Genomic DNA, 24,558 nt, shown 5'->3' with positions numbered 1-24,558 from the left:
ACCTCCGGGGTAATCGACCGCTCACCCCTCACTCCAGCAGGATCGAGCACACCGACGGGAACCCCGCCGGGACCCGGCCGCAGCAGCGAGGAGAGTGCGATGTCCGTCAAGTCCACCGCGACCACGGCGAGTTCGGCCACCACCACGAGTTCCGTGGCCGAGGCCACTCGGGCCGTCGTGCAGGAGTTCATCGCCGCCCGGGTGGCCGGGGACACCGGGCGGCTCGTCACGCTGTTCGCCGACGAGGTCGACTGGATGCTCGCCGAGAACCCCGCCGTCCCGTGGATCCGCCCGCGGTCCACCGCCGCCGAATGCGCCGCCCAGGCCCAGGAGTTGATGGAGCACACCGTGCCCGAGGACGCGCGCGCCTCCGTCGACACCTTCCTCGTCGACGGCACCGACGCGGTCCTGATGGGCCATCTGTCGGGGACCGTACGCGCGACGGGCAAGTCCTTCGAGGGCCCGTTCGCACTGCGCCTCACCGTCGAGGACGGCCGGATCACCCGGCACCACCTCTACGAGAACAGCCTGTCGATCGCCGAGGCCTGCACCCCATGAATGCGCGGGAGAGTTGACCAACCGTCATGTACGGGGCCAACTCGTGCACACCCTCCGACTGAATCAACGAGGATGGCCCTCGACCACGATCCTCCGTCCAGTGGTCGAGGGCCATCCTGGTGGCTGTACGGGCGCCCGTGGCGGCGGGTCGGCATCCGGTTGGGCTCAGCGCTTCGCTGGGCTCAGGGATTGGCTGTGCTCAGCGCCTGGCAACGAAGACGTGCGCGGCGGTCCGCGTGGGGAACTGGGCGGACGCCGCCCCGCCGCCGCCCACTGTCACGCCGCCTGGCGATGACGTCACGCTCACGACCGCGCCGGGCCGCACCCCGGCCTGCCGCAGGGTGCGCATCAGCAGGGGGTCGGTCTGGATCAGCTCTCCGATGCGCCGTACGACCGCGGTCGCGCTCGTGTCGTTCGGCTCGGGGGCCAGGTCGCTGAGGCTGACAACGGCCTCGTCGAGGAGTGGATCCACAGTGCTCTGCACGCCGAGCTCCTCCAGGCCCGGGATCGGGTTGCCGTAGGGCGACTTGGTCGGGTTCCGGAGCAACTCCAGGGCGCGGCGCTCGACGGCCTCGCTCATCACGTGCTCCCAGCGGCAGGCCTCGGCGTGCACCTGCTCCCACTCCAGACCGATCACGTCGACGAGCAGACACTCGGCGAGGCGGTGCTTGCGCATCACGCGCGTGGCCAGTCGACGGCCGTTCTCCGTCAGCTCCAGGTGCCGGTCGTCGGCGACGTGCAGCAGATCGTCGCGCTCCATACGGGCGGTGGTCTGACTGACGGTGGGGCCACTCTGGTCCAGGCGCTCGGCGATACGGGCGCGCAGGGGGACCACACCTTCCTCCTCCAGCTCCAGGATGGTGCGGAGATACATCTCCGTGGTGTCGATGAGTGCGGACATGCTGTTCGTCAGGCGGGAGTTTCGGCACTGGCGGTCAGGACCGCGCGGCCGAGTATGTGGCCCGCCATGGTGAACCCGAGGACGGCCGGCGTGGCGTCGGCCGCAACGCCGATGGACTCGACGTCGAGGGCGTGCACCACGACGAAGTAGCGGTGCGGGCCGTGCCCGGCCGGCGGGGCGGCGCCGATGAAGCGGGCCGCACGGGCGTCGTTGGGCAGTTGGAAGGCGCCCTCGGGCAGGCCCGAGCCGGTGTCGTCGCCGGCGCCCTCCGGCAGCTCGGTGACGGTGGCGGGGATGTCGGCGACCGCCCAGTGCCAGAACCCGGACCCGGTGGGGGCGTCGGGGTCGTAGACCGTGACGGCGTAGCTCCTGGTGCCTTCCGGGGCGCCGCTCCAGGACAGCTGCGGGGAGATGTCCTTCCCGCCGGGGACACCGGACATGCCGGAGAGCTGCTCGGGCGACCAGGCGGCGCCGTCGGTGACGTTGGTGCTCGTGACGGTGAAGGAGGCCGCCTCGGGGAGGCGGGCGAAGGGGTCGTTGGCGCTCATCGCGTCGTTCCTTTCAGGCCTTGCTGTGAGTGGTGGTGGCTGTTTTGCGGCCGACGGAGGGCACGCAGCGTCGCGTAGAGGGATCGTTGCTGTCTTCCGCCGAACTCTAAATCGACGATAACACGGATAATCGATTATCGACTGGATCGTCTACGATGGCGGCATGACGCAGACGGCCCACACCTCGACTTCGCCGGGGAAGCAGATGCTCTCCGAGCAGGTCTACGCACACCTGCGGGACGCGATCATGCGCGGGGAATACGCCCCCGGCCACGCACTCAAGCCGCAGGACCTCGCCAAGGAGCAGGGCGTGAGTCTGGCCGTCGTGCGGGAGGCGCTCGTGCGGGTGGTCGGCGAGGGGCTCGCCGATCGGCTGCCCAACCGCGGCTTCGCCGTCCCGGCCTTCTCCGACCGGCGCTGGCAGGAGATCACCGAGGCCCGGCTGACCATCGAACCGGTCGTGCTGCGCATGTCCGTCGAGCGCGGCGACGTCGACTGGGAGGCGCGCGTGCGCGCCGCCCACCACCGTCTGGCGCGTACTCCGGCGTACGTTCCGGAGGAGGGCGAGTACTACAGCAGTGCCTGGTCCGAAGCCCACCGGGTCTTCCACCGCACCCTGTTGGAGGGGTGCGGCAACCCCGTGCTGCTGGAGACCGTCGACCGGATGTGGACCGCGAGCGAGCTGGCCCGCCGCTGGTCGGCACACCGCGTCCCCGGCCGGGACCATGTCGACGAGCACCGCCGACTGGAGGAGGCGGCGCTGGCCCGCGACGCCGACACCGCGGCCGACGTACTGACCCGGCACCTCACCCAGACCGCGGCCGGACTGACCGGCACTACCGAGTGACGACAGGGCCGCGCCGCCGTTTCTCGTGAACATCCGCGGGCTTCAGGGTTCCCGACTGCTGCCCGAACCAGCGGACGAACGCTGATCCTGGACGCTGCCGCTGGGCGTGGGCGTGGGCGTGGGCGTGGGCGTGGGCGTGGGCGTCGACGTGGGCGTCGACGTGGGCGTCGACGGTGTACGTGGACGAATCCGGTCGGGGTTCTATCGTGGATGGCGTGAGCTACCGCGAGTTCCGTGCGCCGACCGGGCTGCTGCCCGTGGTCGCTTGCCTGTGGCGCAACGACACCCTCGTGGACGGGACGGAGCGGGTGGTCCCGGACGGCTGCGTCGACCTGGTCTGGCTGGGCGACGGCCCGCCGCTCGTTGTCGGCCCCGACACCGGCCCGGTGGTGTGGGAGCCGACCGGCGTGCCGACCTGCGGCGTACGCCTGCGACAGGGCGCCGCGGGCAACGTGCTGGGGCTGCCGGCCTCCGCCGTCCGCGACCTTCAGGTCCCTCTCACCGAGGTGTGGCCGGAGGCCGGGGCCCTGAGCGAGCAGGTGGCCACGGCCGGTGACACCGCCGAATGCCTGCGTCTGCTCGCCGGAGCCGTTCTCCACCGCCGGGTCACGCCTGATCCGCTCGCCACCGAGGCGGCCCGGCGCCTGGCGGACCGCGAGATCCGGGTCGCCGATCTCGCCGCCGAACTCGGAGTCGGCGAGAGGCAGCTCCACCGGCGGGTGACCGCCGCGGTCGGGTACGCCCCGAAGACGCTCGCCCGCGTCGCCCGGCTCCGTCGGCTCATCGGGGCCGACGAGGCGCCCACGATGTCGCTGGCCGATCAGGCGCTTGCGGCCGGCTATGCCAGTCAGGCCCATATGACGGATGAGGTCCACCGGCTGACGGGAGTCACGCCTGTCCGATTCCTGGAAGACGTCCGGCTGACCGCCGCCTAGCGTCGATGGCATGACTACTCGAACGACAACAACGCCAACTGGGACCAGCGGTGAGTCCCGTATCGACTCGGCTCGGCAGTTCATGGAAGGCACGGCCCGCGTGCTGGAGCGGCGCCAGCTCGAAGTGTTTCTCGACGACGCGCCGGTCGAGCCGGTGCTCGACGCGCTGCGGCCCTACCGGAATCCCGACGGCGGCTTCGGCCACGCGCTCGAACCCGATGTGCGCTGTCCGGGCAGCCAGCCCTCCGCGGCTCTCACCGCGCTCGGGGTCCTGGCGGAGATCGGTGCCACGAACGACCCGATGGTCACCGCGACCGCCGACTGGGTCGCCTCGGTCGCCCGATCCGACAGCGGAGTCGCACAAGTACTGCCTTCAGCACTCGGCCACCCGCGTACCCCCTGGATGGAGCCGAAGGACGAGTCCAGCTTCCTGACGTTCGCCATCGCCGGCCGGCTGCATCAGCTGGGGGTCGAGCACCCGTGGCTCGACGCCGCGACGGCCTGGAGCTGGCGTGAGCTCGAATCGCAGAAGGAAGCCGGCGGCTACACCGTGGTGTTCGGCCTGCAGTTCCTCGACGCGGTACCCGACCCGGACCGCGCCGCCGCCGCGATCGACCGGCTACGGCCGGCGATCCGCCCCGACGGCACCGTCCCCGTCCCGGGCGGCATCGAGGGCGAACACATCAAGCCGCTCGAACTCTCACCGCGGCCGGAAACCCCGAGCCGGGCGCTCTTCACACCCGCCCAGATCGATGCCGATCTCGAGCGGCTGGAGAGCGAGCAACTGGACGACGGAGGCTGGGACTTCCACTTCCTCCACTGGATGCCGGCACAGAGCACCGAGTGGCGCGGCATCGTCACCCTCGACGCCCTGCACATCCTCCGGGAGCACGGTCGGCTCTGAGCGGCTCCGGCCGTGCCCGTCATGGCCCCGGGCGCCAGGAGAACGAGTGCCGGCGTTGCGTGCGCGGGCCGCTGACGGGCAGTACGCGCGACGCGGTTCGGATCATGGCTGTTGTTCTCTGGTGGGAGCCGGTTTTGCCGTGTAGCGTCATTCTCAGATGTCGTGGTTCGCAGTACCTGCCCGCGCTCCGGCGCGGGCGTTTTGCTGTGCAGTGCCGGACCAGGGCGATCACCTCCGGGGCCGCGCGGTGCGGGTCCGATATTGACTGGAAGGCATCAGCATGGCCAAGGGAACCGTCAAGTGGTTCAACGCCGAAAAGGGCTTCGGCTTCATTGCTCAGGACGGCGGGGGACCGGACGTCTTCGCGCACTACTCCAACATCAACTCCACCGGCTTCCGTGAGCTCCAGGAAGGCCAGGTCGTGACCTTCGACGTCACGCAGGGCCAGAAGGGCCCGCAGGCGGAGAACATCACGCCCGCCTGATACAGCGGTCGGACCTCGTCAGCCCCCGGAACATGTGTTCCGGGGGCCGACGCATTCCTGAGGATCCGATTCCTCATGCCTTGAGCGGACCGGGTCGGCGGGTCGGTGCGTCGGCGGCGGAACCAAGCAATCGCCGCCAGGCATACGGTCCCGTACGGTGCGTAAGTCGTCGTGAGGGAGAGGTGGTTCGGGCGTGGCACCCAGGGCGGAGACGCGTGCCCAGTTGGCCGGTGCGGCGCGGGCCGCGCTGGGTGGTGGGCGGCGGCTGGCGGCCGCCGAGCGGATCGCGGGCGGTAGCAAGAAGGGCGTGTACCGCCTGGTGATGGACGACGCGACGACCGCGATCGCCTACCTGTGGGACCACGCCGAGAACTACTGGCCGACGGCCGAGGGTGACGACGACCTCACCGACCCGTTCTCGCCGGGCCTCGGGCTCGACCTGTTCCAGGCCGCGCACACGCGGCTCGACGCGCTCGGCGTCCGCGTCCCCGCGATCCGCCTCGTCGACCGCGACGGCGCCCACTGCCCGGCCGACCTCGCGATCGTCGAGGACCTCCCGGGCGAGAACTTGGAGGACCTGCTCGCGCGCGACCCGAGCGTGGCCGCCCCGGTCATGGCCCGGCTGGGGGAGTCCCTCGAGTCGATGCGGCAGCATCGGGCGCCCACGTACGGCAAGGTGGCCGTGGTCGACGGGGGAGGCTCGTCGCTCGGGACGTCGTGCGAGGCGGTCGTGCTGGACCGCGCGCTGCGAGACCTCGCCGAGGCCGCGTCGCGTGATCCGCGGATCGCGGGAGCCCGCGACCGGCTGGAGAAACGGCTGCGGGGTCTGGCGGCGGAGGTGAGGCCGCGCGCGGAGTACGCGGTCGTGCATGGCGAACTGGGGCCCGATCATGTGCTGGTGGACGCGGTCGGGAACCCCGTGGCGATCGACATCGAGGGCTTGATGTACTTCGACGTCGAGTGGGAGCACGTCTTTCTCCGGATCCGCCTGCATGACGCCTACCGGCCGTTGGAGGTGGACGGACTGGACGAGGACCGGCTCGCGCTCTACATGCTGGCGCAGCGTCTGTCGCTGACGGCGGGACCACTTCGATTGCTCGACGGGGACTTCCCCGACCGGGCGTTCATGGCGTGTGTCGCCGAGGACAACCTGACTCAGGCGCTGGAACTGATCCGCATCTGAACGCCCGCCGCGTGTCGGCTTGTTCGGGCCTGTGTCAGTCCTGCCTCCTACACTCTCGCTGACTTGATCGAAAGGCATCGAAGGGCATCGAAGGGCGGGAACGCAGTGGAAGACCCGACAGGGGTAGCAGCGTTGCGGCAGGTTCTGACTCCGGATCCCGCGGATCCCGGCGCAGGCGAACACATCGACTGGCAGGCGGCCGAAGCACGGTGGGGCACCAGCTTCCCGCGGGACTACATGGCCTTCATGTCCGCGTACGGAGTCGGTCTGATCGGCTCGGAGGACTCGATCGGCGAGATCGGAATCCTTGCGCCGTTCCCCACGGAGTCCGGTCTGCTTCCTCCCGACGACTTCGAGGACGAGACGGGGAACGCCCGCTACGTGTGGGAGATCGAGGGCCAGGACCAGGAAGCGCTCGACATCGACCCGGAGCACATCCTCGCCTGGGGATACACCTCCCACGCCGACATCCTGTGCTGGCTGACCAGCGATCCGGACCCCGACAAGTGGCCCGTGCTCCTGTTCGACCGTCAGGAACTGCTCGTGCCATGCAGGATCGTCCCCTGCGGCATGGTCGAGTTCCTGCGCAAGCTCCTCCTGCACGAATTCGACGCGTACAGCATCGACTTCAAGCCCGCGCCGCGCTTCACGCACTGGCGCACGCGGCGATGAGCTGCCCCTGAAGACGCCGGGCACCAGCGCGTCACCCCCGCCTGAACCGCTGCCGGAGCTTGGTCCAGAACGATTGGGACGAGGTGTAGCCGGCGAACCGGGTGTGCTCGTGCGGTGTGGCGATGGCGTCGAATATGGTCCGCGCCTCGCGTCGGCGTGCTTCGTCGTCCTGGACCATCTGCGGGAACAGCAGATCCCAGCAGGTGCGGCGCAGGGCAAGCAGCGCGGAGCCGCCGACCTGGGAGTGCGAAGACAAGCGGTGCAACGCGCGGGCGAACCGCAGAGGGTCGTCCAGTTCGGAGGTGTGCACCCCTAGGGCGAGCCGTAGCGCGAGGCGCAGTTCCTGGGTGTCCGGCTCGGGTGAGTCCTGGGTGAGCGTGGCCTCGACGGCTTGCGCGGCGGGGGCCGTGTGCCGAATGCGGCGCAGCCTGCTCGCCAACTCCCGTTCGTGGCCCGGCGGTTTGCCGTGGGCGGCCAAGGCGATCGCCGAACGGATGACATCGGCCGGGGGCGGCGCTTCCCATTCGGAGAAGATGTCCCTCTCGGCCGTGTTGTTGTCGATCCTGTTCAGAATGCCGACGGCCTCCCACCGACTTGTGTTGTCCTTGTCGTCGAGCGCGAGGAAGACCAGCGAGTCCCTGATCTCAGACTCGGAGGGCCTGTCGGCGCCGTCGTCCGGCAGTTGCGTCATCAAGTGCATCAGGCGCACCCGGCCCTGCGGGGAGGTCTCGGCCTCGAACCGTTCCCGCGCCTGCGCCATGGAGACCCCGTAGTGCCGCAGCGAGGCCAGCAGCGGATCGAACACGATGCCTTTGTTGGTGTTGTGGTCGACGAGGGTGACAGCGTTCAGCAACGCGGGCACGGCATGGTCGGCGTGGATGTGACACAGCGCCTGGGCCGCCGCGGGAATGCACGTACGGTCGGACAGCGCGGCCGTGAGCACGGGAGCCGCCCGCTGGTCACCCAGCTGATGCAGAGCCTCGATGATCCCCTGCTTGAGCTCGTAGGGATCCCGGTAGTTCGTGTCCTCCGCCGACCGCTGGGGGAGGCTGTCGCTGGGGATCGTGCGGTAGCGCTCGAGGTCGGCGCCCAGTCCGTGCTCGTCGCCGAGTCTGTCGCTCTCCTCGTACCAGGCGGTCCATGCCGCCTGGACGGCTTTGACACGCTTGCGATGTGCCGCAGTGGCGGCCAGGAGACCATCGAGCCGTTCGATGAGTGCCTGCACTGCTTGCGGACCCATCGTTCGCAGCTCGACGATGGCCAGGTCGCGAGGACTTGAAGTGTCTACGTCGCCGTAGTCGCCCGTCTGCCAGACACTCAGGTTCCCAATCAGCTCTTCGAGCTTCCTGCCCATCCGCGTCGCGATCCTTCTGTGTGGCCCTCCGACACTGCGCGTTCGAGCGTCCGTGCTCGAACGCCGGGCACTCTACTGAGAGGACGCCGGGAGGGGTCCCGAGAAGGCCCCGAGAAGGAAAGACCCCCACCGACACCAAGGAGGCTCAGATGCTCGAAGGTGTACTGATCGCCGAAAGCCTGCGGGCCGGGGTCCAGCTGACCGGGATCCCACTGCGGATCACCAAGCTGACCCGGGTCGAGATGACCGACGCCGGGCAGGACCAGCCACGGCTGTGGACACTGCTGGACTTCGCCGCCGACGAGCTCGAAGCCGAGCGGCTCGCGGATCAACTGGCGTCCAGTCTCTCGTCAACGGGAGGCTGGTACACCGACTTTCACACCTCGCGCGAGACCTTCGTGGTCTTTGCCGACAAGGTCTTCCGCTACCCACGCGGGCAGGTCGGAGGCCGTCGCGAGGCCCAGGACTACGGCCGCTCCGTGGGTGTCCCTGAACAGCAACTCGACTGGCACACCTGACCTCGGGATCAAGACACCTGGTTGGTGACCGTGACGGCGACAGCGGTTCCCACGGAGACCGCTGCCACGGTCCGCATCACGGCGGTGTTCACCGCTTCCGCGCCCCAACTGGATTGCTCCAGTTCTTTCGCACGCTTGTAGACCTTGCCCGACCACGGGATGGAGCGGTGCAGACTCGGCAGGGTGCCGCTTGCGGAGAGCAGGCCGATCACCGCCGCTGTACGGGCATCGGGCTCCTCGCCGTAGACCAGAACCGCGCGGACCTTCTCCATGAGGGCCTCCTTGTGCCCCGTGTCCGCGGCCATGGTGGAAGTCGAACGGAACACCCCCAGCGTCTTCTTGCTCTCCCGACGCAGCATGCCCCGCTCGACGAGTCGATCGAGAACGGTCTCGCGCAATCCGGTGCCGATCTCGATGAGGAGGGTCTGCACGCCTCGTACCCGGTCGGCGGTGACCTTCTCCTGAGCCATCTGGAGCACAGGGTCCGACAGTGGATCTCCGGAGACGGCGTGGACCTTCAGACCGTTCAGTCCCTTGTCGTTCTCGTCGACCGTGACGTGTCCGTCGAGAGCGAGCTCGACGAGAACGGCGCCGCCGAGGGTGTAGTAGAGCGTGCTGGCTCCCGCGATCGCTCCCGACTCGTCGTCCATCAGCAGCAGCATCAGATCTTCGACAATGAGGGTCTCGTTCTGCATGGTCCGTTTCCAACCGTTGGTGTCGGGAGAGGCCCTCGGGAGTGGGCCTCAGCCCAAGCTAGGCCCGAAGGGACAGCGAGAGCGGCACGGCCTGTCATCACTGTTCGTGACAGACGTCATGAGTGTCCTGTGACAGCCAACCCCCTGTGTGCCCGCCTCCCATACAGCAGAGGCGGGCACACAGCGGCGGATGGGCTCGGTCGGTCAGACTCCCGTCGAGTCCTTCACGTACTGCGACTCCACCGGGGACGCCGGTGCGGGCGCGGGGCCGCCCTCACTGAGGCCGAACCGCCCGTGGAACTTGCGCAGGAAGCCGGGCGCGTACCAGGCCGAGCGGCCGAGCAGGCGCATCGCGGCGGGAACGAGGATGCCGCGTACGGCGACTGCGTCGATGAGGATGGCCAGGCCGCTGCCCAGGCCGAACAGCTGCATGAAGCTGAGCTTGGCCGTTCCGAACGCGAAGAAGCTGACCGCGAGCAGACAGGCCGCCGCGGTGACGATGCGTCCCGTGTGCCCGAGGCCGTTGGTCACCGCGGACTCGTTGTCCTCGCCCAGGTCGTGGAGTTCCTTGATCCGGCTGGTGACGAACACCTCGTAGTCCATCGAGAGACCGAAGGCGATGCAGAACATCAGCACGGTCATGGACACATCCATCGGCTGCGCCGTGAAGCCGAGCAGCGAGGAGAGGTTGCCGTCCTGGAAGATCCAGGTCATGACGCCGAGGGTCGCTCCCAGGCTGATCATGTTGAGGACCAACGCACGCAGCGGCTGTACGACGCTGCCGGTGAACAGGAAGAGGAGGAGGAAGGTGGTGAGGGCGACCAGCGCCACGGCGAGCGGGAGCCGGCTGCCGACGGAGTCCTTGGAGTCGACCAGTACGGCGTCGACTCCGCCCACCAGGGGCTGTGACCCGGCGGGCGGAGCGAGCGCACGTACCTCGTCCACCAGGTCCTGGGCCTCGTCGGACTTCGGTGCCAGGCCGCTCACCACGTTGATCTGCTGCGCGTCGGGGCGACCGAGTGCGCTGTTGCCGGGGTCGGTCGCCTTGGCCCCTCCGTCGGCATAGGTCCCCGCGCTGGTCTCGACGCGCACCACGCCCTTGAGCCCGGACAGTTCGACCGCGTACGACTCCAGTGGAGCCTTGTCCACTGCCTTGTCGATGACGACGTGGAGGGCCGAGTCGTCGCTGCCGTTGAACTTCTCCTGCAGTACCGACGAGACCTGGCGGCTCTCGGCGTCCTCGGGCAGCACGCGTTCGTCCGGTGTGCCGAAGGTGATGCCGAGGAGCGGGCTCGTCGCAAGGAGCAGAACCGCGAGCACGGGCAGCGCGGTGAGCGCGGGCCGCCGCATGACCGTACCGGCCAGCCGTCCCCAGAAGGGTGCCCGGGTGCTGGAGCGCTCGCGCTTCGCCCATGGCAGCCGCCCGCTGTTGACCTTGTGTCCAAGGACGACGAACAGGGCCGGCATGACGAACAGGGTGCTGACGGCCGCGATGGCGACGACACCGACCCCGGCATAGCCGAACGAGCGCAGGAAGTACTGCGGGAACACCATGAGTGCCGCCAGCGCGGCCGCGACCGTCGCCGCGGAGAACGCGACCGTACGGCCCGCGGTGCTCACCGTCCGCCGGACCGCGTCGTCCACGCTCGCCCCCGCCGCGAGCTGTTCCCGGAACCGGCTGACCATCAGCAGGGCGTAGTCGATGCCGAGGCCGAGGCCCAGGGCCGTCGTCAGGTTGATCGCGAAGATGGAGACATCCGTGACGCTGCCGAGGACGAAGAGCTCCGCGAACGTGCCCATGATGGCGATGATTCCGATCGCCAGCGGCAACAGGGCCGCGACCATGCTGCCGAAGACGAGCAGGAGCAGCACCAGGGTGAGCGGCACCGCGATGCCCTCGGCCAGGAGGAGATCCTCGCCCGACTGCGTGCCCATCTCGCTGGTCACGGCGGCGCCGCCGCCTGCCTGGACGGTGAACGCGTCCTTGTACGGTCCGGTGAAGGCGTCGATGACACTCTTGGCGTTCTCGTCCCGTTCGGTGCCCTCACCCTTCACACTCGCGAGCACCATGGCTTCGCGGCCGTCCTTGGAGCGGAGATCGGGGCTGGCCGTGTCCCAGAACGAGACCACGTTCTCGAGGTGCTGTTCCTTCTTGAGGTCGGCCACCAGGGCCCGGCCACTCTGCTGGGCGGCCGGAGCGTCGACACGGCCTTCGGAGGCTCGGACCAGCAGGACGAGGTTCGTCTCCCCGCCGAACTTCTCGTTGATGACCTTCGCGGCCCGGGAGGACTGGGAGGCCGGGTCGTCGTAGCCACCTCCCAGCAACTTGCCGAACGCGCCGGCGCCCAGGACTCCCATGAGGGCCACAGCCACGACGGCGACGACAAGTACCAGCCGCGACCGGCGAATTGCCAGTTCGGCTATGCGTTCAAACACGCCCGATCTCCTTTGATGTCCATGCGGTGAAAACGGCGCGAAACGGCCGGAGTTGACCTGCGTGGGGCCGGCGCGGTGCCCTGCGGAGTCTCTTCACCCCGTCAGAAGCAGGTGCGGTGTCGCACTCTTCGTCGCCGAGAGAGACGTTAGTGACGCGGCAGAAGATTTGGCAGTGTTAGATTTTCTTCACACCCCGCACTTCTGGGGGCCCACAGGGGCGACCGTCGTACGGTCGTCGCATGCCCGCGGAGGAACACCCAATGGCCACGCCCACCCTGCGCCAGCGACGCCGGACCGCCGCCACGCAGGAGATCCTGGACGCCGCCGAACACCACATCGCCGTACGAGGGCCCGCGGCCCTGTCCCTACGAGCGATCGCCCGGAGCCTCGGGATGACCGTGCAGGCGCTCTACCACTACTTTCCGAGCCGGGACGCCCTCGTCACGGCGCTCGTCACCAAGGCGTACGACGACCTGGCCGATGCCGTGCAGGCCGCCGTCGAGACCGCCCCGGAGGACCCGGCCCTGCCGCGCCTGGTGGTCGCGGCCGAGGGCTACCGCCGATGGGCCATTGCCCATCCCGAGCGCTTCCAACTCATCTACGGAACACCGCTGCGGGACTACGCGGCACCGGTCGACGGCCCGACCACCCAGGCGACGCGCCGGATGAGCTCGATATTCGAGCGCGAGATGTTCGACGGGTTCACCGCGGAGCAACTCGCCGCGGCCGAGACCCCCGCACTCTCGCCCTCACTCAGGGCATACCTGGAACAGCTGCCGCACTACGGTTTTGGACATCTGCCCCCGGCCTCGACCGCCCTCCTGCTGAGCGCGTGGGGACACCTGCACGGTCTCGTCGTCCTGGAGGTGTTCGGGCACACCTCATTCCTCGGTGATCACCAGGCCGAGGTCTTCCGCATGGCGATGCGGACCCTGATCGAGGACATCCACCGCCGGATCCCCGCACACGTGAGCAAGCCGCGCTGAAAAACTTTGGGCGGTGATGTCGAGAACCCGTGGCCGGCTCCGTCCCCGCAGTGAACGCGACCACAATGGGTCGCATCAGTACCGAGGAGAGAGACACCATGGCGAAGTACCTGCTGCTGAAGCACTACCGGGGCGCCCCGGCCGCGGTCAACGACGTACCCATGGACCAGTGGACGCCCGAGGAGATCTCGGCGCACGTGCAGTACATGAGCGACTTCGCGGCGCGGCTGGAGAAGAGCGGCGAGTTCGTCGACAGCCAGGCGATCTCCCCCGAGGGGACATTCGTCCAGTACGGCGGCGAGGGGCGGCCGCCGGTCACCGACGGGCCGTTCGCCGAGACCAAGGACCTCATCGCCGGCTGGATGGTCATCGACGTCGACAGCTACGAGCGCGCCGTCGAGCTGGCGGGGGAGCTGTCGGCCGCCCCCGGAGCGGGTGGTCGGCCGATCCACGAGTGGCTGGAGCTGCGCCCGTTCTACGGCACGCAGGCCACGGCCACGGATTGCCCCTGGAAGTGAACGAGACCCTGCTCCGGAGCCTCACGCCGAACGTGCTCGGGATCCTCGTCCGCCGCGGAGCCGACTTCGCGGCGGCCGAGGACGCCGTGCAGGACGCGCTCATCGAGGCGGTGCGCGTGTGGCCCGCGGACCCTCCGCGGGACGCGAAGGGCTGGCTGGTCACCGTCGCCTGGCGCAAGTTCCTCGACGCGACCCGCGCGGACACCGCCCGCCGTCGGCGCGAGGACCTCGTCGAGGAGGAGCCGGCGTCCGGGCCCGCACCGGCGACGGACGACACGCTCCAGCTGTACTTCCTGTGCGCCCACCCCTCGCTCACACCGTCGTCCGCGGTCGCACTCACGCTGCGCGCGGTCGGCGGGCTGACGACCCGGCAGATCGCCCAGGCCTACCTGGTGCCGGAGGCGACGATGGCGCAGCGCATCAGCCGCGCCAAGCGCACCATCTCCGAGGTGCGCTTCGACCAGCCCGGCGATGTCGCCACCGTGCTGCGCGTCCTCTACCTGGTCTTCAACGAGGGCTACTCCGGCGACGTCGACCTCGCCGCCGAGGCCATCCGCCTCACCCGGCAGCTCGCGACCGCGATCGACCACCCCGAGGTCGCGGGACTGCTCGCCCTCATGCTGCTCCATCACGCCCGCCGCGCCGCCCGGACCGCGCCGGACGGCAGCCTGGTCCCGCTGGCAGAGCAGGACCGCGGCCGTTGGGACACGACGTTGATCGCCGAGGGCGTCGAGATCCTTCAGACGGCGCTCGCCCGCGACCGCCTGGGTGAGTTCCAGGCACAGGCCGCCATCGCGGCCCTCCACGCGGACGCGCCCGCCGCCGAGGAGACCGACTGGGTGCAGATCGTCGAGTGGTACGACGAACTCGCCCGTCTGACCGACAACCCGGTCGTCCGCCTCAACCGCGCGGTCGCCGTCGGCGAGGCGGACGGGCCACGGGCCGGCCTGGCCGCGCTCGCGGCACTGGACGACTCACTGCCCCGCCACACCGCGGTGGCCGCCTACCTCCACGAACGCGACGGCGACCTGACGACAGCGGCACGCCTGTACGCCGAGGCGGCCCAGAAGGCACCCAACCTCGCCGAACGCGCCCACCTCACCCGCCAGGCAGCCCGCCTCAACACCTGCCGGCCTCGCTGACTCCTGGTTGGTTCAGTTGCTCCCGTCCGCGAGGATCTGGCGTGCGAGTGCCAGTAGATCCGGGATGGCCGGGTGCCCGGGCCCCTCACGCCAGGCAAGGACGACGGGAACGGTCGGCGCGTCCGCGAGGGGGCGGTAAACCAGCGAGGGATGCGTGTAGTTGCTCGGGGTGGCCGACGTGGAGACCCCCAGGGCGCGGCCCGCGGCGATGGCGATGAACCACTCGTCGGTGTTGGTCACCTCGATGGTCGTGACGGGCCGGGCCGTCGGCGGCCACAGGCCCGTCGTCGTGGTGCCGGAGACGGTGTTGAGGGCGATCGGATGAGCGGCGAGGTCCGCCAGGGTGATCCGGGCGAGAGCCGTCAACGGGCTGTCCGCCGGCATGACCACCACCCGGTCCTCCGACAGCAGCAGTTCCGTGCGGAGCCCGGCCGTGGTGACCGCGCCGCGCAGCAGGGCCGCATCGACCTTGCCCTGCGTGAGGCCCGCCGTACGGTCGTCGATGCGCAGCAGCTCCAGCGGAGTCCCCGGGTGCGTCTGGTCCCAGCGGCGCAGCAACGGGACCGTGTGGTCGCCGAGCGCAGCCCAGGTGTGGCCCAGGCGCAGCGGCCAGTTTCCCAACCCCCGGGGGTCGAGCGCGGTCTCGACGGCGGCGAGGGCAGCGAGTGCCTTGTCGCGGAAGACATGGCCCTCGGCGGTCAACTCCAGGTGGTGCGTGGAGCGGTCGACGAGCCGAGCGCCCAGATGGTCCTCCAACTGGCGCAGAGTGCGGGAGAGCGCGGGCTGGCCCAGATGGAGACGGGTGGCGGCGCGGGTGACATTGCCCTCCTCGGCGATGGCGAGGAAGGCCCGCAGATGCCGCAACTCGATGGTCATGCCTCGGGAGCATAACCGCAGCGGAATCGGCATTTCACGCGGTACCGCCGGATCCCTAGCTTGAAGGGCATGACATCCACGGAGCACCACTCGACCAGGACGACGGCCGCGCCTGTTCTGGTCCGTCACGCAGTGGGGCGCGGCACCCTCGGCGGCGTCGGACTGGTGCTGGCCGGGGCGGTGTCGGTGCAGTTCGGGTCTGCCTTTGCCGCGCTGTTGTTCCCCCGGGCCGGGGCGCTCGGCGTGGTCGCGCTGAGGGTGACGTTGGCCGCGGTGCTGCTGCTCGTCATCACCCGGCCCCGATTGCGCGCACACCCACGCGCCGACTGGGCGGTGGCCGGCGGGTTCGGCCTGGCGCTCGGCGGCATGAACATCCTCTTCTACCAGGCGATCGACCGTATCCCGCTGGGGGCGGCGGTCACCCTTGAGGTGCTCGGGCCGCTGCTGCTGTCGGTCGTCGCCTCGCGCCGCGCGGCCGGCCTGCTGTGGGCCGGTCTCGCGCTGGCGGGAGTCTGCCTGCTGGGCCAGGGAGGCTTCGCCCGGCTCGACGTCGCAGGCGTGGCCTTCGCCCTGGGCGCCGGGGGAATGTGGGCGGCGTACATCGTGCTCAACGCCCGCGCGGGCGCCCGCTTCCCGCGGCTGGACGGTCTGGCGATCGCGATGGCCGTCGCCGCGCTGGTCAGTCTGCCGCTGGGCATCGGGGCATCGGGCGGGACGCTGCTGGATCCGGGGGTGCTCGGTCTGGGCCTGGCGATCGCGGTGATGAGCTCGGGGGTGCCCTACACGTTGGAACTGCTTGCCCTGCGCCGGCTGCCCACGGCGACGTTCGCGGTGCTGACGAGTCTGGCGCCCGCCCTTGCCGCGACGGCGGGTTTTCTGGTCCTGGACCAAGGGCTGTCGCTGCCGCAGTGCGCCGCGATCGCGCTGGTGGTCGCGGCCAGCGCGGGCGCGGTGCGTACGGGCAACCGCTGAAGCGAAGTTCCGGCCATGCGGCGGCGGATCCTGCCGGCCACCGACTCGGCCGCCGACCGAGAGTCCGCGCCCTTCCACGCCTGCTCCGCAGCACATTGAACCCAGTGCGATTCGAGACCACAGGAGGCCGAAGTGTCCACATCAGTGCTCGACATGTCGATGTCACTCGACGGGTACATCGCCGACCCCAACGACTACCTCGGCGGCGAGGACGGCGAGCGGCTGCACCATTGGTCCGCTCCGGACGGGGAGCCCGGACAACTGTCCGGGCCGGCAAGGCAATTCGCGGACGAGATCATCGCGACCGGCGCCGTCCTCGCGGGTCGGCGGACCGCCGAGCTCATGGATCACTGGGGCGGCGACCACCACGGTGTGCCGATCTTCGTGCCCAGCCACCGCCCGCCCGGCCCGGCGGCCCGGTGGGGCTACCCGCTGGTGACGTACGTCGCCGACGGCATCGAAAGCGCGATGGCACAGGCGAAGGCCGCAGCCGGGGACCGGAACGTCCTCGTGCACGGCGCCTACACGGCCCAACGGGCGCTCGCGGCCGGGGTACTGGACGAGGTGCAGATCCATCACATCCCGGTGCTGCTCGGCGGCGGCCATCGACTGTTCGACGTCCTGCCGGCGCAGATCGAGTTGGAGATCATCCAGGTGATCGACACACCGGAGGCCACCCACATCCGCTACCGGGTCCGCCGCTGAGCCGGTCGATCAGCAGGGGTCGGGTGGTTGGCACGCGTGGTCGAACGCCGCGTGCGAGGTGGACGTGTGGGTACCCGGGTACTTCGCCCAACGAAAGACCCAGTGCAGGACCCAATGAAGGAGGAGTCAATCCATGATGATCGTCGGTATCGTTGCCGTCTGCGTCGTACTGCTCGTGCTCGCGTTTCTGCTGCCCAGGCTGTCACGCCACCCCCAGAACGGAACGCAACGCACGCTCGGAGCCGGCGGTCAGGCCGCGGGCAAGGCACCAGGTCCGCTGGGCAGGCTGCTGCGCAAACCCTTCAGCAGCAGCTCCCGAGCCGTCAGCCGCAGCGGCGCCGCCGGCCGTCGTACGCGGGGCCGTATGCCTTTCTGACTGGCCGCCAGTACCTTGCCGGCGCTCTCACCCGAGACGTTCGGCGAGGAAAGCCGCCGAAGTACCGCACCGAACCGGCCCGAGTGCGGCAGCACCCTGGTGAGATGCGCGAGGGCCGGAGGGGCGCCGGCCCGCCCTGCGACTGAGGAAGGTGTACGTAGGTGCGGCCCCCCCGCCTTGGCGGCGGGTGGGCCGCGATGCCGAAATAGTGCCGGTTCGCTCCGCGGAACCCGCAGTCCGGGGGAAGCCCTGACTCCGGCGCCGATAGTGCAAGTACGTGACCCGGACTGAGCGGGTCCCGGGCGGGTTCAGGCCGGCGATCAGCGTGGGTCGTGCGAATGGTCAAGCCCATGTACTCCCTGTGGAGGGAGGGCTCGAACGCGCACCCGCCCTGGCAGAACTCCGTGAGTCTGCCAGGGCGGGCCGAACCACTACGGGTTCCCGCGCGACGGGCTGGTCATGGGCGCCGTCGCGATGACCGTCGGCTCCGCCTGGTCGGGCGGCGGAAGTCGGCGGTACGGGAGGGTCGTGGCCGGGAGGAGGAGCGGATCAGCGGGTGAACGTGGCCCGGTGCTCCTTGAGCGCCTGGCAGTTGGAGCCGGTCACCTGGACGTACACGTTGTTGATGTGGCCGCCCCAGTCGACGCAGTGGGCCTTGCCGTACACATAGGCCGGACCCGCGTACGACGTGTACCGCCCGTAGTCCTCTGCGCCCTCATCGGTGTCCGGGACGTAGATCCAGGTGGACATGTCCACCGCGGTGCCGGGGTTCTTGCGGATCGTCGCGACGCAGTTCTCGCCGTTCGACGAGTTGTACGTCAGGTAGACGGTGCCCAACGAGCCGACGGGCGCCGAGTTCACGGTCTTGTAGCTGCTTCCGCAGACCTTCTGCGGTGTGGTGTTGGGTGCGGCGGAGGCGGGCGCCGCCAACGCGGTGGTGGCCCCCACGGACAGGGCCGCCAAAGCGGCACCAGCCAGGACGGAACGGTTGAATCTCATATTTCCCCCTTGTGCTTCTTGCAGGCGTTTGCTCCTGCCTGGTGTGACACGCGGGGCATCCGAATGGTTGTGCATGGTTCGCGCGAGGATCCCGTGCCGAGGAAACGCGCCCCGGCCCAACACGCGCTGGGCGCCTGTCTGTTGAGCGGCATCGCTCCTCGGGCTCGGCTCTCTCGAGGTGGCCTGACTGCTGCTCGGGCGAGGGTGTCCGCCACCGTCGTGCAGGTGATTCGTGCGATGGAGCGCAGCTCGGCGTCCGATCCGTCAGCGTCAGCGTCAGTGACTGCGCGGTGGACTGCGCGATGAGGCACCCCACGGGGACCGACGGGTCGGCGATACGGCCCAGGACCACGTCGAAGAACGCCTCGACGGCACGCACCGGATCACCCGGGTGCGCCGCGAGCGCCTGCTCGTACGGTGTGCCGTAGATCGACGCATGGCGGTCGAGGCACTGGCCGAACAGGGCGTCCTTGTCGCCGAAGGCGCCGTAGAGGGAGCCGCGGCCGAGGCCAGTGGCTGAACCGAGGGCATCGAGCGAGGCGTCCGCGTACCCGCGCTGACCGCCTTCCTGGCCCCGTACCGGGACATGCGGACCACGGCAGGCATCCCCAGGGCACGGAGTGCCGAAGCCTAGCGGTCGAGTGGGAACCGGCGGCCGGGCCCGGTCGCGCGGGCGTACTCGGTGGGCGTCTGGCCGTAGCGTTTCTTGAAGGCTCGGATGAAGTGGCTGCTGTCGGCGAACTGCCAGTGGGCGGCGAGTTCCGAGACGCTCGGTCGGCCGGGCCCGGCGGTGAGGGCGAGCCGGGCCTCTTCCAATCGCCGGTGGCGGATGTAGGCGGTCACTGACTCTCCCACTGTGGCGAAGGCCCGTTGCAAGGTGCGTACGGAGACGTTGAGTTCACGCGCCAGCATCGTGGGAGAGAGTTCGGGGTCGGCTAGTTGGCTGTCCGCCAGATTCTTAGCAGCCTGGGCGAGTGCCGGGGCCAGGCGGGGTTCCATGTCGTCGAACCGGCTCTGCGCCACAGCCTTGGCCAGCTCGATCAGGCTGCTGTGGGCGGCGTGCACACCGGCGGGACTCAGGTCGGCCATCGTTGCGTGGACCATGTTCGTGTGCGCCACCAGCAGGCGCACCTCGGGTGAGTCCGCCGACCCGGTGATGATCCGGTTACCCAGCAGGGGGCCGAGCATCGCGGAGGGCAGGAAGAGGATCTTCGCTGTCGTGTGCGGTGCCGTGTCGATGTGTGTCGGCGGCCCGAAGTGCCGGAGCATGAACTGCCCGGCCGATACGGTGTGTTCGCCGCGATCGGGTGGGCTGCCCAGGGTCCAGGCTCCGCGCCGGACGACGTACAGCCGTACCTGGTCCTCGACGCCGCGCGGGGTGCCCGCGGTACGGACGGCCGACACACCGTGGAGATCGGTGATCGCCACGTCGCCCACCTTGGTACCGCGGCTCCTGACCCGGAAGTCACCGGTCGTGGCCGCACTGAAGGCCGGCAGCCGGAAGCCATCTCCGAGTTGTGTCTCCCACTCGCTCCGAAAGGCGTTGAATCCCCGCGGTGCGGCGCCCGGTGCGGTGGAGTCCAGAGCGAACGCCCCGCGCGCCCCTTCGGCCTCTGCTCCGGTGCTGTTCATCGCCGGTCGATCCACCTCGCATTGGTTGGTCCGGCGCTGTCATGTGACGCACATGATCTGCCTGGACGGCACTGTGGCTCAAGTGCCTGCCGGGGGAGTCTGGACGTCGTGTCGGTCTACACCGGCAGGTTGACCGCGGCGATGCCCTTGTTGGTGGCCACGTACACGTGCCGGCTGTCGATCACGGGTCGGTAGTCCGTGAGGATCGACGTCTTGGGGAAGGTCAGCACCCGCTGTGGGGTGCCGTTGCGGTCCACGACGAACAGCTTTTCGCCGAGGAACGCGTAGATGAGGTCCTCATGGACGGTCGGATCGCTGTTGGTCGTGCCGCTTTGGCCATCCATCGTCCATGCCTTGGACCCGTCGTCGAAGTCGACCGCCATGAGCCTGCCCGCGTACGAGCGGACTACCAGGCCTTTGGAGCCGGCGCCGTCGGGTGGGACGACGGCGGTTCCGTTGAACTCGGCGGGCCGCCTGGCGGAGGATTCCGTCTCGAACCCCGACAGCCGTGTTCCCTTCGCCGCGTCGAGAGTGATCAGCTCCTCGGCGGAGATGGCCACGTAGACCACGTTCTCCGCCACGACCGGAGGCTCGTCCACCTGGTCGGGCAGGCCCGCACGCCAGGCCAGACTTCCGTCGGACCGGTACGCGCGAACCATGTGCTTCTTGGCGAACCCGTCGGTGGTGACGAGCACCAGTTCGCCGGCCAGCACGGGCATCGTGCCGTAGTCGCCGTCGGGAAACACGCGTTCCCAGCGCACGCGGCCGCCGACATCCAGCGCGCACAGCTTCTGTCCGTCGCCGTACAGGCAGTAGGCGCCGTCGTCGGTGGCCACTGCAGCCCCGACCACGCCTCCGTACAGGGGCGGTTCGCCGAGATCCGTCTTCCACAGCTCCCTGCCGTCCGGGGACACGGCGTGCAGTTTTCCGTCCACGCCCCCGAAGTAGAGGGTGTCGCCGTCGGGCGACAGCGTCACACTGGGGCCGCCCATCTCGCTGAGCCTGGCGACGCCGTACGCCCAGTCCACGACGGCGGGCTGCGGCGTGGCCGAGGCACGTGCCGACGGTGAGTTGCTGCCGCCGGCGTCCTCTCCGTCGCCGCCTCGATCCCGCAGCCACAGCCACCCGCCGGTGCCGACACCGGCGGCGGCCAGTGTTCCGGCCGCGAGCCCCTGAAGCAGCCGTCGCCGGGACGGCGGTGCCGAGGGCGCGTCGGCCGGCACGTCGGTGATCGTCAGCGGAGCCAGGTACTCGACTCGGCTCTCCTGCTCCCCGGAGTCCCGCTCGGGAAGCCATCGCTCGACGCCCTCGGAGGATTCGGGGCCTGCCGCGGCGGCCGTGTACCACCCTGGGTGCCAGCTCTCCCGCAGCGACTCGGGCGTGTGGGCCACCGCCGACATCACCTCGCCAGGCGTGGGCCGTTCCTCCGGTTCCTCCCCCAGGCAGGGCTCGACGAGCCACCGTATGTCCTGAGGGACCGCGGACAGGTCGAAGTCCCGGTTCATGATGCGCATCAGGACCACCGCGTCCTGGCCCTCGCCGAATGGTTCACGCCCCGCTGCCGCGTACGCGAGGACCGCGCCGAGCGCGAAGACGTCGCTCGGCGGCCCCACCCGGCCGTTGTTGCGGATCTGCTCGGGCGAGAGGTACCCGACCGAGCCGACGACGGTTCCGGTGCGGGTCAGCGCGGTCGCCTCCAGCGCCCGCACGATGCCGAAGTCGATGACCCGTGGCCCGTCCTGTGCCAGCAGGATGTTGGACGGCTTCAGATCCCGGTGGACCAGGCCCTGGCCGTGGATCGCGATGAGCGCCTCGCTGAGAGCGGCGGCCAGCAATCGCACTGCTTCCTCGGGCAGCCGGCCGTGGTCCAGAACCGCGTCGCGCAGGTTCGGGCCGTCGATGAACTCCGAGGCCATCCAGGGCAGTTCGGCCTCGGTGTCCGCGTCGACGACACGGGCGATGTACGTCCCGGGCCCGCCCACGGTCCGCGCCGCCCGCACCTCCTGACGGAAACGGGCCCGGAAGGTCCGGTCCTCGGCGTGCTCGGCCCGCACCAGCTTGACGGCCAGCCGCTGTCCTGCGGGCGCTTCGGCGAGGTAGACCTCGCCCATGCCGCCCGCACCGAGTCTGCCCAGAACCGCGTACGGGCCGATCCACCGAGGATCCGTTTCGCGCAGCGCCTGCACCTCGAACTCCCCCTGTTCGCCTGTGCGATTCGAACGGCCGCAGAAAGGGAGCGTATACGCCGGAAACCCCTCGGGTCAGTGGTCGCTCCCGCAACTGGAACGGGTGTGCTCGATGAGGCCGATGGCCTCTCCTGAGCCGATGTGTTGGGCCTGCAATCGGAGCTGGGCCCTCACCGGTGCCCGGTCACTGTCGTCCTGCTTTGTCGAGCCCTGTGACCGCTCCAGCTCAATGGTCGGGAGTGAAGGGCTGCACCCAGTTATCGCAGCGCTGTTATATTAGCGCTGTGACAAATTCTGATCCCACGGCGCTGTCCGATCCCTGGCAGTCGCTGCACAAGCTGCTGGCCGCCATGGACGCCGAGATCGAGCAGGTCTACGTCGAGCGTGGCATCAAGGGGGTGCGGCCGCGGTTCGCCTATCCGCTGATCCGGCTTGCCCACACCGGGCCGCTGACCATTCGCGAACTCGCGGAGTCCCTGGACCGCTCGCACTCCGCGATCAGCCAGACCATCGCCGCCATGCGCAAGGAGGATCTGGTCACCTCCGAGCCCGGCCCCGACGCCCGCACCCGGCGAATCGACCTGACCGAGCGCGGCCGGTCGCTGGTGCCGTTCCTGGAGGCCGAGTGGCGTGCCACGCACGCGACGGTCGCCGAGCTGGACGCAGAGGTCCCGTACGCGCTGACCACCGTCGTCGAGGAACTTCGGCGGGCGCTGGAACAGCGGTCCATGCGGCAGCGGATCCTTCACCACCTCGTCGAGCCACAGGGATGAGACAGCGTGTCCGGTTCCTGGACACCCGCCCGCTGCGGAGCAGCCGACCGTTCCGCGATCTGTGGATCGGCTCCTCGGCCTCCCAACTCGGAGGGCAGATAGCCACCGTGGCGGTGCTGGCCCAGGTGTGGGACCTGACCGGCAGCCCGGTGGGCACCGGTGCCATCGGGCTTGCGACCGGCCTGCCGATGGTGCTGTTCGGGCTGCTCGGCGGCACGTTGGCCGACTCCGTCGACCGCCGGACGGTGGTGCGGGCCGCCACGGCAGGCCAACTGCTGGTCGCTGCGGGGCTGTGCGCCCAGGCTCTGGCGGACAACCGAAACGTGCCGTTGCTGCTCGCCCTGGTCGCCATGGGAACCGCATGCGGCGCGCTCGGAGCCCCTGCCCGGCGTACGTTCCCGGTCCGGCTGCTCTCCTTCGACCAGGTCGCGGCCGGTCTCGCGCTGACCAACGTCTCTTTCCAGGCGGCGATGTTGACCGGGCCCGCGCTGGCCGGGCTGATCATCGCCCGCTGGGGCTTCCCTGCCGCCTACGCCGCACAGGCCATAGCCGTCATCGTCTCGATGCTCGCGGTGATCCGCCTCCCGGCCATGAAACCCGAGGGCGTCGACGCGTCGGGCGGCAGACGCCGACCGGAGCGCGGCGGCTGGGGGATCATCCTGCGCCGTCCGACGCTGTGGGGCTCGATGGCCACCGACCTGTCCGCGACGTTGCTCGCCATGCCCGTCGCACTCTTCCCGCTGGTCAACGAAATCCGCTTCGACGGCAACCCGCAGACCCTCGGCCTGTTCCTCTCAGCCGTCGCGGTCGGGGGGATCACAGCAGGCCTGCTCTCCGGCACGGTGACGCGTCGGCGCCGTGGCGGTCTGGTCCAGCTGATCGCGGCCGGGGTCTGGGGCGTGGCACTGGCCGGCTTCGGCCTGGCCGGGCCCCTGTGGCTGGCGCTCGGCTGCCTGGCCGTGGCCGGCGCCGCCGACACCGTGTCCGTGGTCACGCGCAGTGCCCTGGTCCAGTTGGAGACGCCGGATGCGTACCGGGGGCGGGTTTCTTCCGTGGAGCACGTGATCGGTGTCGCGGGACCCGAGCTCGGCAACTTCCGTGGCGGCCTGCTGGCGTCGGCCACGTCCGCCTCCTTCTCCCTTGTCGCCGGCGGCGTGTCCGCCGTCCTGGCGATTGCCGCCGTGGCCGCGGCCAACGCGCCTCTTCGCGCCTACCGCACGCCGCCCACCGCCGCGGAGCCGACCGCCCGCGGGGTTGCCGACACGGCGACGGCTGTTGGTTAGGCGCTCCAACGGCTTGCCCGCCGACTTCTCCGAGAAGGCGTCGGGCAGGTGGGCTGCCCAGTCCGGACCGACGAG

The 24,558-nt window shown here is 69.8% G+C and carries 26 protein-coding genes and 1 pseudogene; 17 read left to right on the top strand and 10 right to left on the bottom strand.

All coding sequences use genetic code 11. From position 1 onward, the window contains the following. Positions 1-99 precede the first annotated feature (99 nt). Positions 100-558: a nuclear transport factor 2 family protein gene (locus JEQ17_RS03235; RefSeq protein WP_200393744.1), complete on the top strand. Its 459-nt coding sequence runs from the start codon at positions 100-102 to the stop codon at positions 556-558. A gap of 199 nt (positions 559-757) precedes the next feature. Here the strand turns inward: JEQ17_RS03235 and JEQ17_RS03230 are convergent, their stop codons facing one another. After that, entirely contained in the window at positions 758-1,459 is a 702-nt protein-coding gene (locus JEQ17_RS03230; protein ID WP_200393743.1) for a metal-dependent transcriptional regulator, read from the bottom strand. Between the two features lie 8 nt (positions 1,460-1,467). Further along, positions 1,468-2,007: a YbhB/YbcL family Raf kinase inhibitor-like protein gene (locus JEQ17_RS03225; RefSeq protein WP_200393742.1), complete on the bottom strand. Its 540-nt coding sequence runs from the start codon at positions 2,005-2,007 to the stop codon at positions 1,468-1,470. A 163-nt stretch (positions 2,008-2,170) separates the two neighbouring features. Here JEQ17_RS03225 and JEQ17_RS03220 point away from each other — a divergent pair, with 163 nt between their 5' ends. The 6 genes from JEQ17_RS03220 to JEQ17_RS03195 all read left to right on the top strand — a co-directional run bounded on the left by JEQ17_RS03220 (position 2,171) and on the right by JEQ17_RS03195 (position 7,032). After that, the gene (locus JEQ17_RS03220) at positions 2,171-2,854 is read left to right on the top strand and encodes a GntR family transcriptional regulator (RefSeq protein WP_200393741.1); all 684 of its coding nucleotides are present in this window, start codon (positions 2,171-2,173) and stop codon (positions 2,852-2,854) included. A gap of 215 nt (positions 2,855-3,069) precedes the next feature. Further along, positions 3,070-3,789 carry a helix-turn-helix transcriptional regulator gene (locus JEQ17_RS03215; protein ID WP_200393740.1) on the top strand — a complete coding sequence of 240 codons (720 nt, stop codon included), beginning with the start codon at positions 3,070-3,072 and terminating at the stop codon, positions 3,787-3,789. 10 nt (positions 3,790-3,799) lie between these two features. Further along, positions 3,800-4,693: a prenyltransferase/squalene oxidase repeat-containing protein gene (locus tag JEQ17_RS03210; protein WP_200393739.1), complete on the top strand. Its 894-nt coding sequence runs from the start codon at positions 3,800-3,802 to the stop codon at positions 4,691-4,693. A gap of 280 nt (positions 4,694-4,973) precedes the next feature. Continuing rightward, positions 4,974-5,177 (top strand): cold-shock protein, encoded by a 204-nt coding sequence (locus tag JEQ17_RS03205; protein ID WP_055617413.1) that lies wholly within the window; start codon positions 4,974-4,976, stop codon positions 5,175-5,177. Between the two features lie 193 nt (positions 5,178-5,370). After that, complete coding sequence (locus JEQ17_RS03200) at positions 5,371-6,360, top strand: phosphotransferase family protein (protein WP_200393738.1); 990 nt, start codon at positions 5,371-5,373, stop codon at positions 6,358-6,360. Positions 6,361-6,492: 132 nt separating this feature from the next. Beyond that, positions 6,493-7,032 (top strand): SMI1/KNR4 family protein, encoded by a 540-nt coding sequence (locus JEQ17_RS03195; protein ID WP_200393737.1) that lies wholly within the window; start codon positions 6,493-6,495, stop codon positions 7,030-7,032. 31 nt (positions 7,033-7,063) lie between these two features. Here the strand turns inward: JEQ17_RS03195 and JEQ17_RS03190 are convergent, their stop codons facing one another. Next, positions 7,064-8,386 (bottom strand): hypothetical protein, encoded by a 1,323-nt coding sequence (locus JEQ17_RS03190; protein WP_200393736.1) that lies wholly within the window; start codon positions 8,384-8,386, stop codon positions 7,064-7,066. A gap of 149 nt (positions 8,387-8,535) precedes the next feature. On the opposite strand from JEQ17_RS03190, the gene JEQ17_RS03185 reads away from it, so the two are divergent. Beyond that, positions 8,536-8,904 carry a hypothetical protein gene (locus JEQ17_RS03185; RefSeq protein ID WP_200393735.1) on the top strand — a complete coding sequence of 123 codons (369 nt, stop codon included), beginning with the start codon at positions 8,536-8,538 and terminating at the stop codon, positions 8,902-8,904. Between the two features lie 8 nt (positions 8,905-8,912). Here JEQ17_RS03185 and JEQ17_RS03180 read toward each other — a convergent pair whose 3' ends face one another. Both JEQ17_RS03180 and JEQ17_RS03175 read right to left on the bottom strand, forming a co-directional pair. Further along, a complete protein-coding gene (locus tag JEQ17_RS03180; RefSeq protein WP_200393734.1) occupies positions 8,913-9,599 on the bottom strand; it encodes a GOLPH3/VPS74 family protein in 687 nt (228 codons plus the stop codon). Positions 9,600-9,803: 204 nt separating this feature from the next. After that, positions 9,804-12,035 (bottom strand): MMPL family transporter, encoded by a 2,232-nt coding sequence (locus JEQ17_RS03175; protein WP_200393733.1) that lies wholly within the window; start codon positions 12,033-12,035, stop codon positions 9,804-9,806. A 239-nt stretch (positions 12,036-12,274) separates the two neighbouring features. On the opposite strand from JEQ17_RS03175, the gene JEQ17_RS03170 reads away from it, so the two are divergent. The 3 genes from JEQ17_RS03170 to JEQ17_RS03160 all read left to right on the top strand — a co-directional run bounded on the left by JEQ17_RS03170 (position 12,275) and on the right by JEQ17_RS03160 (position 14,681). Further along, on the top strand, positions 12,275-13,021 hold the full coding sequence (locus tag JEQ17_RS03170; RefSeq protein WP_200393732.1) for a TetR/AcrR family transcriptional regulator: 747 nt from the start codon (positions 12,275-12,277) through the stop codon (positions 13,019-13,021). A 98-nt stretch (positions 13,022-13,119) separates the two neighbouring features. Next, the gene (locus JEQ17_RS03165; RefSeq protein ID WP_200393731.1) at positions 13,120-13,539 is read left to right on the top strand and encodes a YciI family protein; all 420 of its coding nucleotides are present in this window, start codon (positions 13,120-13,122) and stop codon (positions 13,537-13,539) included. Continuing rightward, entirely contained in the window at positions 13,536-14,681 is a 1,146-nt protein-coding gene (locus JEQ17_RS03160; protein WP_200393730.1) for an RNA polymerase sigma factor, read from the top strand. Before JEQ17_RS03165 ends, JEQ17_RS03160 begins: the two co-directional genes overlap by 4 nt. Positions 14,682-14,693: 12 nt before the next feature. Here JEQ17_RS03160 and JEQ17_RS03155 read toward each other — a convergent pair whose 3' ends face one another. After that, positions 14,694-15,557: a LysR family transcriptional regulator gene (locus JEQ17_RS03155; RefSeq protein ID WP_200393729.1), complete on the bottom strand. Its 864-nt coding sequence runs from the start codon at positions 15,555-15,557 to the stop codon at positions 14,694-14,696. 69 nt (positions 15,558-15,626) lie between these two features. Between JEQ17_RS03155 and JEQ17_RS03150 the strand changes: the two genes are divergently transcribed. The 3 genes from JEQ17_RS03150 (at position 15,627) to JEQ17_RS03140 (ending at position 17,610) form a co-directional block, all read left to right on the top strand. Next, positions 15,627-16,529, top strand: a complete 903-nt coding sequence (locus JEQ17_RS03150) for an EamA family transporter (RefSeq protein ID WP_200393728.1) — start codon at positions 15,627-15,629, stop codon at positions 16,527-16,529. A gap of 132 nt (positions 16,530-16,661) precedes the next feature. Further along, positions 16,662-17,234, top strand: coding sequence for a dihydrofolate reductase family protein (locus JEQ17_RS03145; RefSeq protein ID WP_200393727.1), 573 nt, complete (start codon positions 16,662-16,664; stop codon positions 17,232-17,234). A 133-nt stretch (positions 17,235-17,367) separates the two neighbouring features. Next, positions 17,368-17,610: a DUF6411 family protein gene (locus tag JEQ17_RS03140; protein WP_200393726.1), complete on the top strand. Its 243-nt coding sequence runs from the start codon at positions 17,368-17,370 to the stop codon at positions 17,608-17,610. 549 nt (positions 17,611-18,159) lie between these two features. Here the strand turns inward: JEQ17_RS03140 and JEQ17_RS03135 are convergent. Then, on the bottom strand, positions 18,160-18,609 hold the full coding sequence (locus JEQ17_RS03135) for a spore-associated protein (protein ID WP_200393725.1): 450 nt from the start codon (positions 18,607-18,609) through the stop codon (positions 18,160-18,162). A 391-nt stretch (positions 18,610-19,000) separates the two neighbouring features. On the opposite strand from JEQ17_RS03135, the gene JEQ17_RS50840 reads away from it, so the two are divergent. Next, positions 19,001-19,129 (top strand): hypothetical protein, encoded by a 129-nt coding sequence (locus tag JEQ17_RS50840; RefSeq protein WP_407700034.1) that lies wholly within the window; start codon positions 19,001-19,003, stop codon positions 19,127-19,129. Here JEQ17_RS50840 and JEQ17_RS50835 read toward each other — a convergent pair. The 3 genes and pseudogenes from JEQ17_RS50835 to JEQ17_RS03120 all read right to left on the bottom strand — a co-directional run. Next, positions 19,115-19,357: pseudogene (locus JEQ17_RS50835) on the bottom strand (hypothetical protein); the annotation flags it as partial. The gene JEQ17_RS50840 and the pseudogene JEQ17_RS50835 sit on opposite strands and share 15 nt — an antisense overlap. Next, the gene (locus tag JEQ17_RS49870; protein ID WP_234048037.1) at positions 19,240-20,241 is read right to left on the bottom strand and encodes a helix-turn-helix domain-containing protein; all 1,002 of its coding nucleotides are present in this window, start codon (positions 20,239-20,241) and stop codon (positions 19,240-19,242) included. The pseudogene JEQ17_RS50835 and the gene JEQ17_RS49870, both read right to left, overlap by 118 nt. Before the next feature lie 116 nt (positions 20,242-20,357). Then, complete coding sequence (locus JEQ17_RS03120; protein ID WP_200393724.1) at positions 20,358-22,427, bottom strand: serine/threonine-protein kinase; 2,070 nt, start codon at positions 22,425-22,427, stop codon at positions 20,358-20,360. A gap of 284 nt (positions 22,428-22,711) precedes the next feature. On the opposite strand from JEQ17_RS03120, the gene JEQ17_RS03115 reads away from it, so the two are divergent. Together JEQ17_RS03115 and JEQ17_RS03110 are read left to right on the top strand one after the other, a co-directional pair. Beyond that, positions 22,712-23,200 (top strand): MarR family winged helix-turn-helix transcriptional regulator, encoded by a 489-nt coding sequence (locus JEQ17_RS03115; protein ID WP_200393723.1) that lies wholly within the window; start codon positions 22,712-22,714, stop codon positions 23,198-23,200. Beyond that, on the top strand, positions 23,197-24,483 hold the full coding sequence (locus tag JEQ17_RS03110) for an MFS transporter (protein WP_200393722.1): 1,287 nt from the start codon (positions 23,197-23,199) through the stop codon (positions 24,481-24,483). The genes JEQ17_RS03115 and JEQ17_RS03110 overlap by 4 nt, the downstream gene beginning before the upstream one ends. Positions 24,484-24,558: the final 75 nt, after the last annotated feature.

Source organism: Streptomyces liliifuscus, from assembly GCF_016598615.1.
GTDB lineage: Bacteria > Actinomycetota > Actinomycetes > Streptomycetales > Streptomycetaceae > Streptomyces > Streptomyces liliifuscus.
Note: the sequence above shows the minus strand (reverse complement) of the source record. Positions and strands in the feature narration are given on the sequence as shown.

Bases quoted from the DNA above. Each gene is read 5' to 3' on its own strand.
- JEQ17_RS03235 (WP_200393744.1), top strand. From the start codon at position 100: ATGTCCGTCAAGTCCACCGCGACCACGGCGAGTTCGGCCACCACCACG.
- JEQ17_RS03230 (WP_200393743.1), bottom strand. From the start codon at position 1,459: ATGTCCGCACTCATCGACACCACGGAGATGTATCTCCGCACCATCCTG.
- JEQ17_RS03225 (WP_200393742.1), bottom strand. From the start codon at position 2,007: ATGAGCGCCAACGACCCCTTCGCCCGCCTCCCCGAGGCGGCCTCCTTC.
- JEQ17_RS03220 (WP_200393741.1), top strand. From the start codon at position 2,171: ATGACGCAGACGGCCCACACCTCGACTTCGCCGGGGAAGCAGATGCTC.
- JEQ17_RS03210 (WP_200393739.1), top strand. From the start codon at position 3,800: ATGACTACTCGAACGACAACAACGCCAACTGGGACCAGCGGTGAGTCC.
- JEQ17_RS03205 (WP_055617413.1), top strand. From the start codon at position 4,974: ATGGCCAAGGGAACCGTCAAGTGGTTCAACGCCGAAAAGGGCTTCGGC.
- JEQ17_RS03190 (WP_200393736.1), bottom strand. From the start codon at position 8,386: ATGGGCAGGAAGCTCGAAGAGCTGATTGGGAACCTGAGTGTCTGGCAG.
- JEQ17_RS03185 (WP_200393735.1), top strand. From the start codon at position 8,536: ATGCTCGAAGGTGTACTGATCGCCGAAAGCCTGCGGGCCGGGGTCCAG.
- JEQ17_RS03180 (WP_200393734.1), bottom strand. From the start codon at position 9,599: ATGCAGAACGAGACCCTCATTGTCGAAGATCTGATGCTGCTGCTGATG.
- JEQ17_RS03170 (WP_200393732.1), top strand. From the start codon at position 12,275: ATGCCCGCGGAGGAACACCCAATGGCCACGCCCACCCTGCGCCAGCGA.
- JEQ17_RS03165 (WP_200393731.1), top strand. From the start codon at position 13,120: ATGGCGAAGTACCTGCTGCTGAAGCACTACCGGGGCGCCCCGGCCGCG.
- JEQ17_RS03155 (WP_200393729.1), bottom strand. From the start codon at position 15,557: ATGACCATCGAGTTGCGGCATCTGCGGGCCTTCCTCGCCATCGCCGAG.
- JEQ17_RS03150 (WP_200393728.1), top strand. From the start codon at position 15,627: ATGACATCCACGGAGCACCACTCGACCAGGACGACGGCCGCGCCTGTT.
- JEQ17_RS03140 (WP_200393726.1), top strand. From the start codon at position 17,368: ATGATGATCGTCGGTATCGTTGCCGTCTGCGTCGTACTGCTCGTGCTC.
- JEQ17_RS03135 (WP_200393725.1), bottom strand. From the start codon at position 18,609: ATGAGATTCAACCGTTCCGTCCTGGCTGGTGCCGCTTTGGCGGCCCTG.
- JEQ17_RS49870 (WP_234048037.1), bottom strand. From the start codon at position 20,241: ATGAACAGCACCGGAGCAGAGGCCGAAGGGGCGCGCGGGGCGTTCGCT.
- JEQ17_RS03110 (WP_200393722.1), top strand. From the start codon at position 23,197: ATGAGACAGCGTGTCCGGTTCCTGGACACCCGCCCGCTGCGGAGCAGC.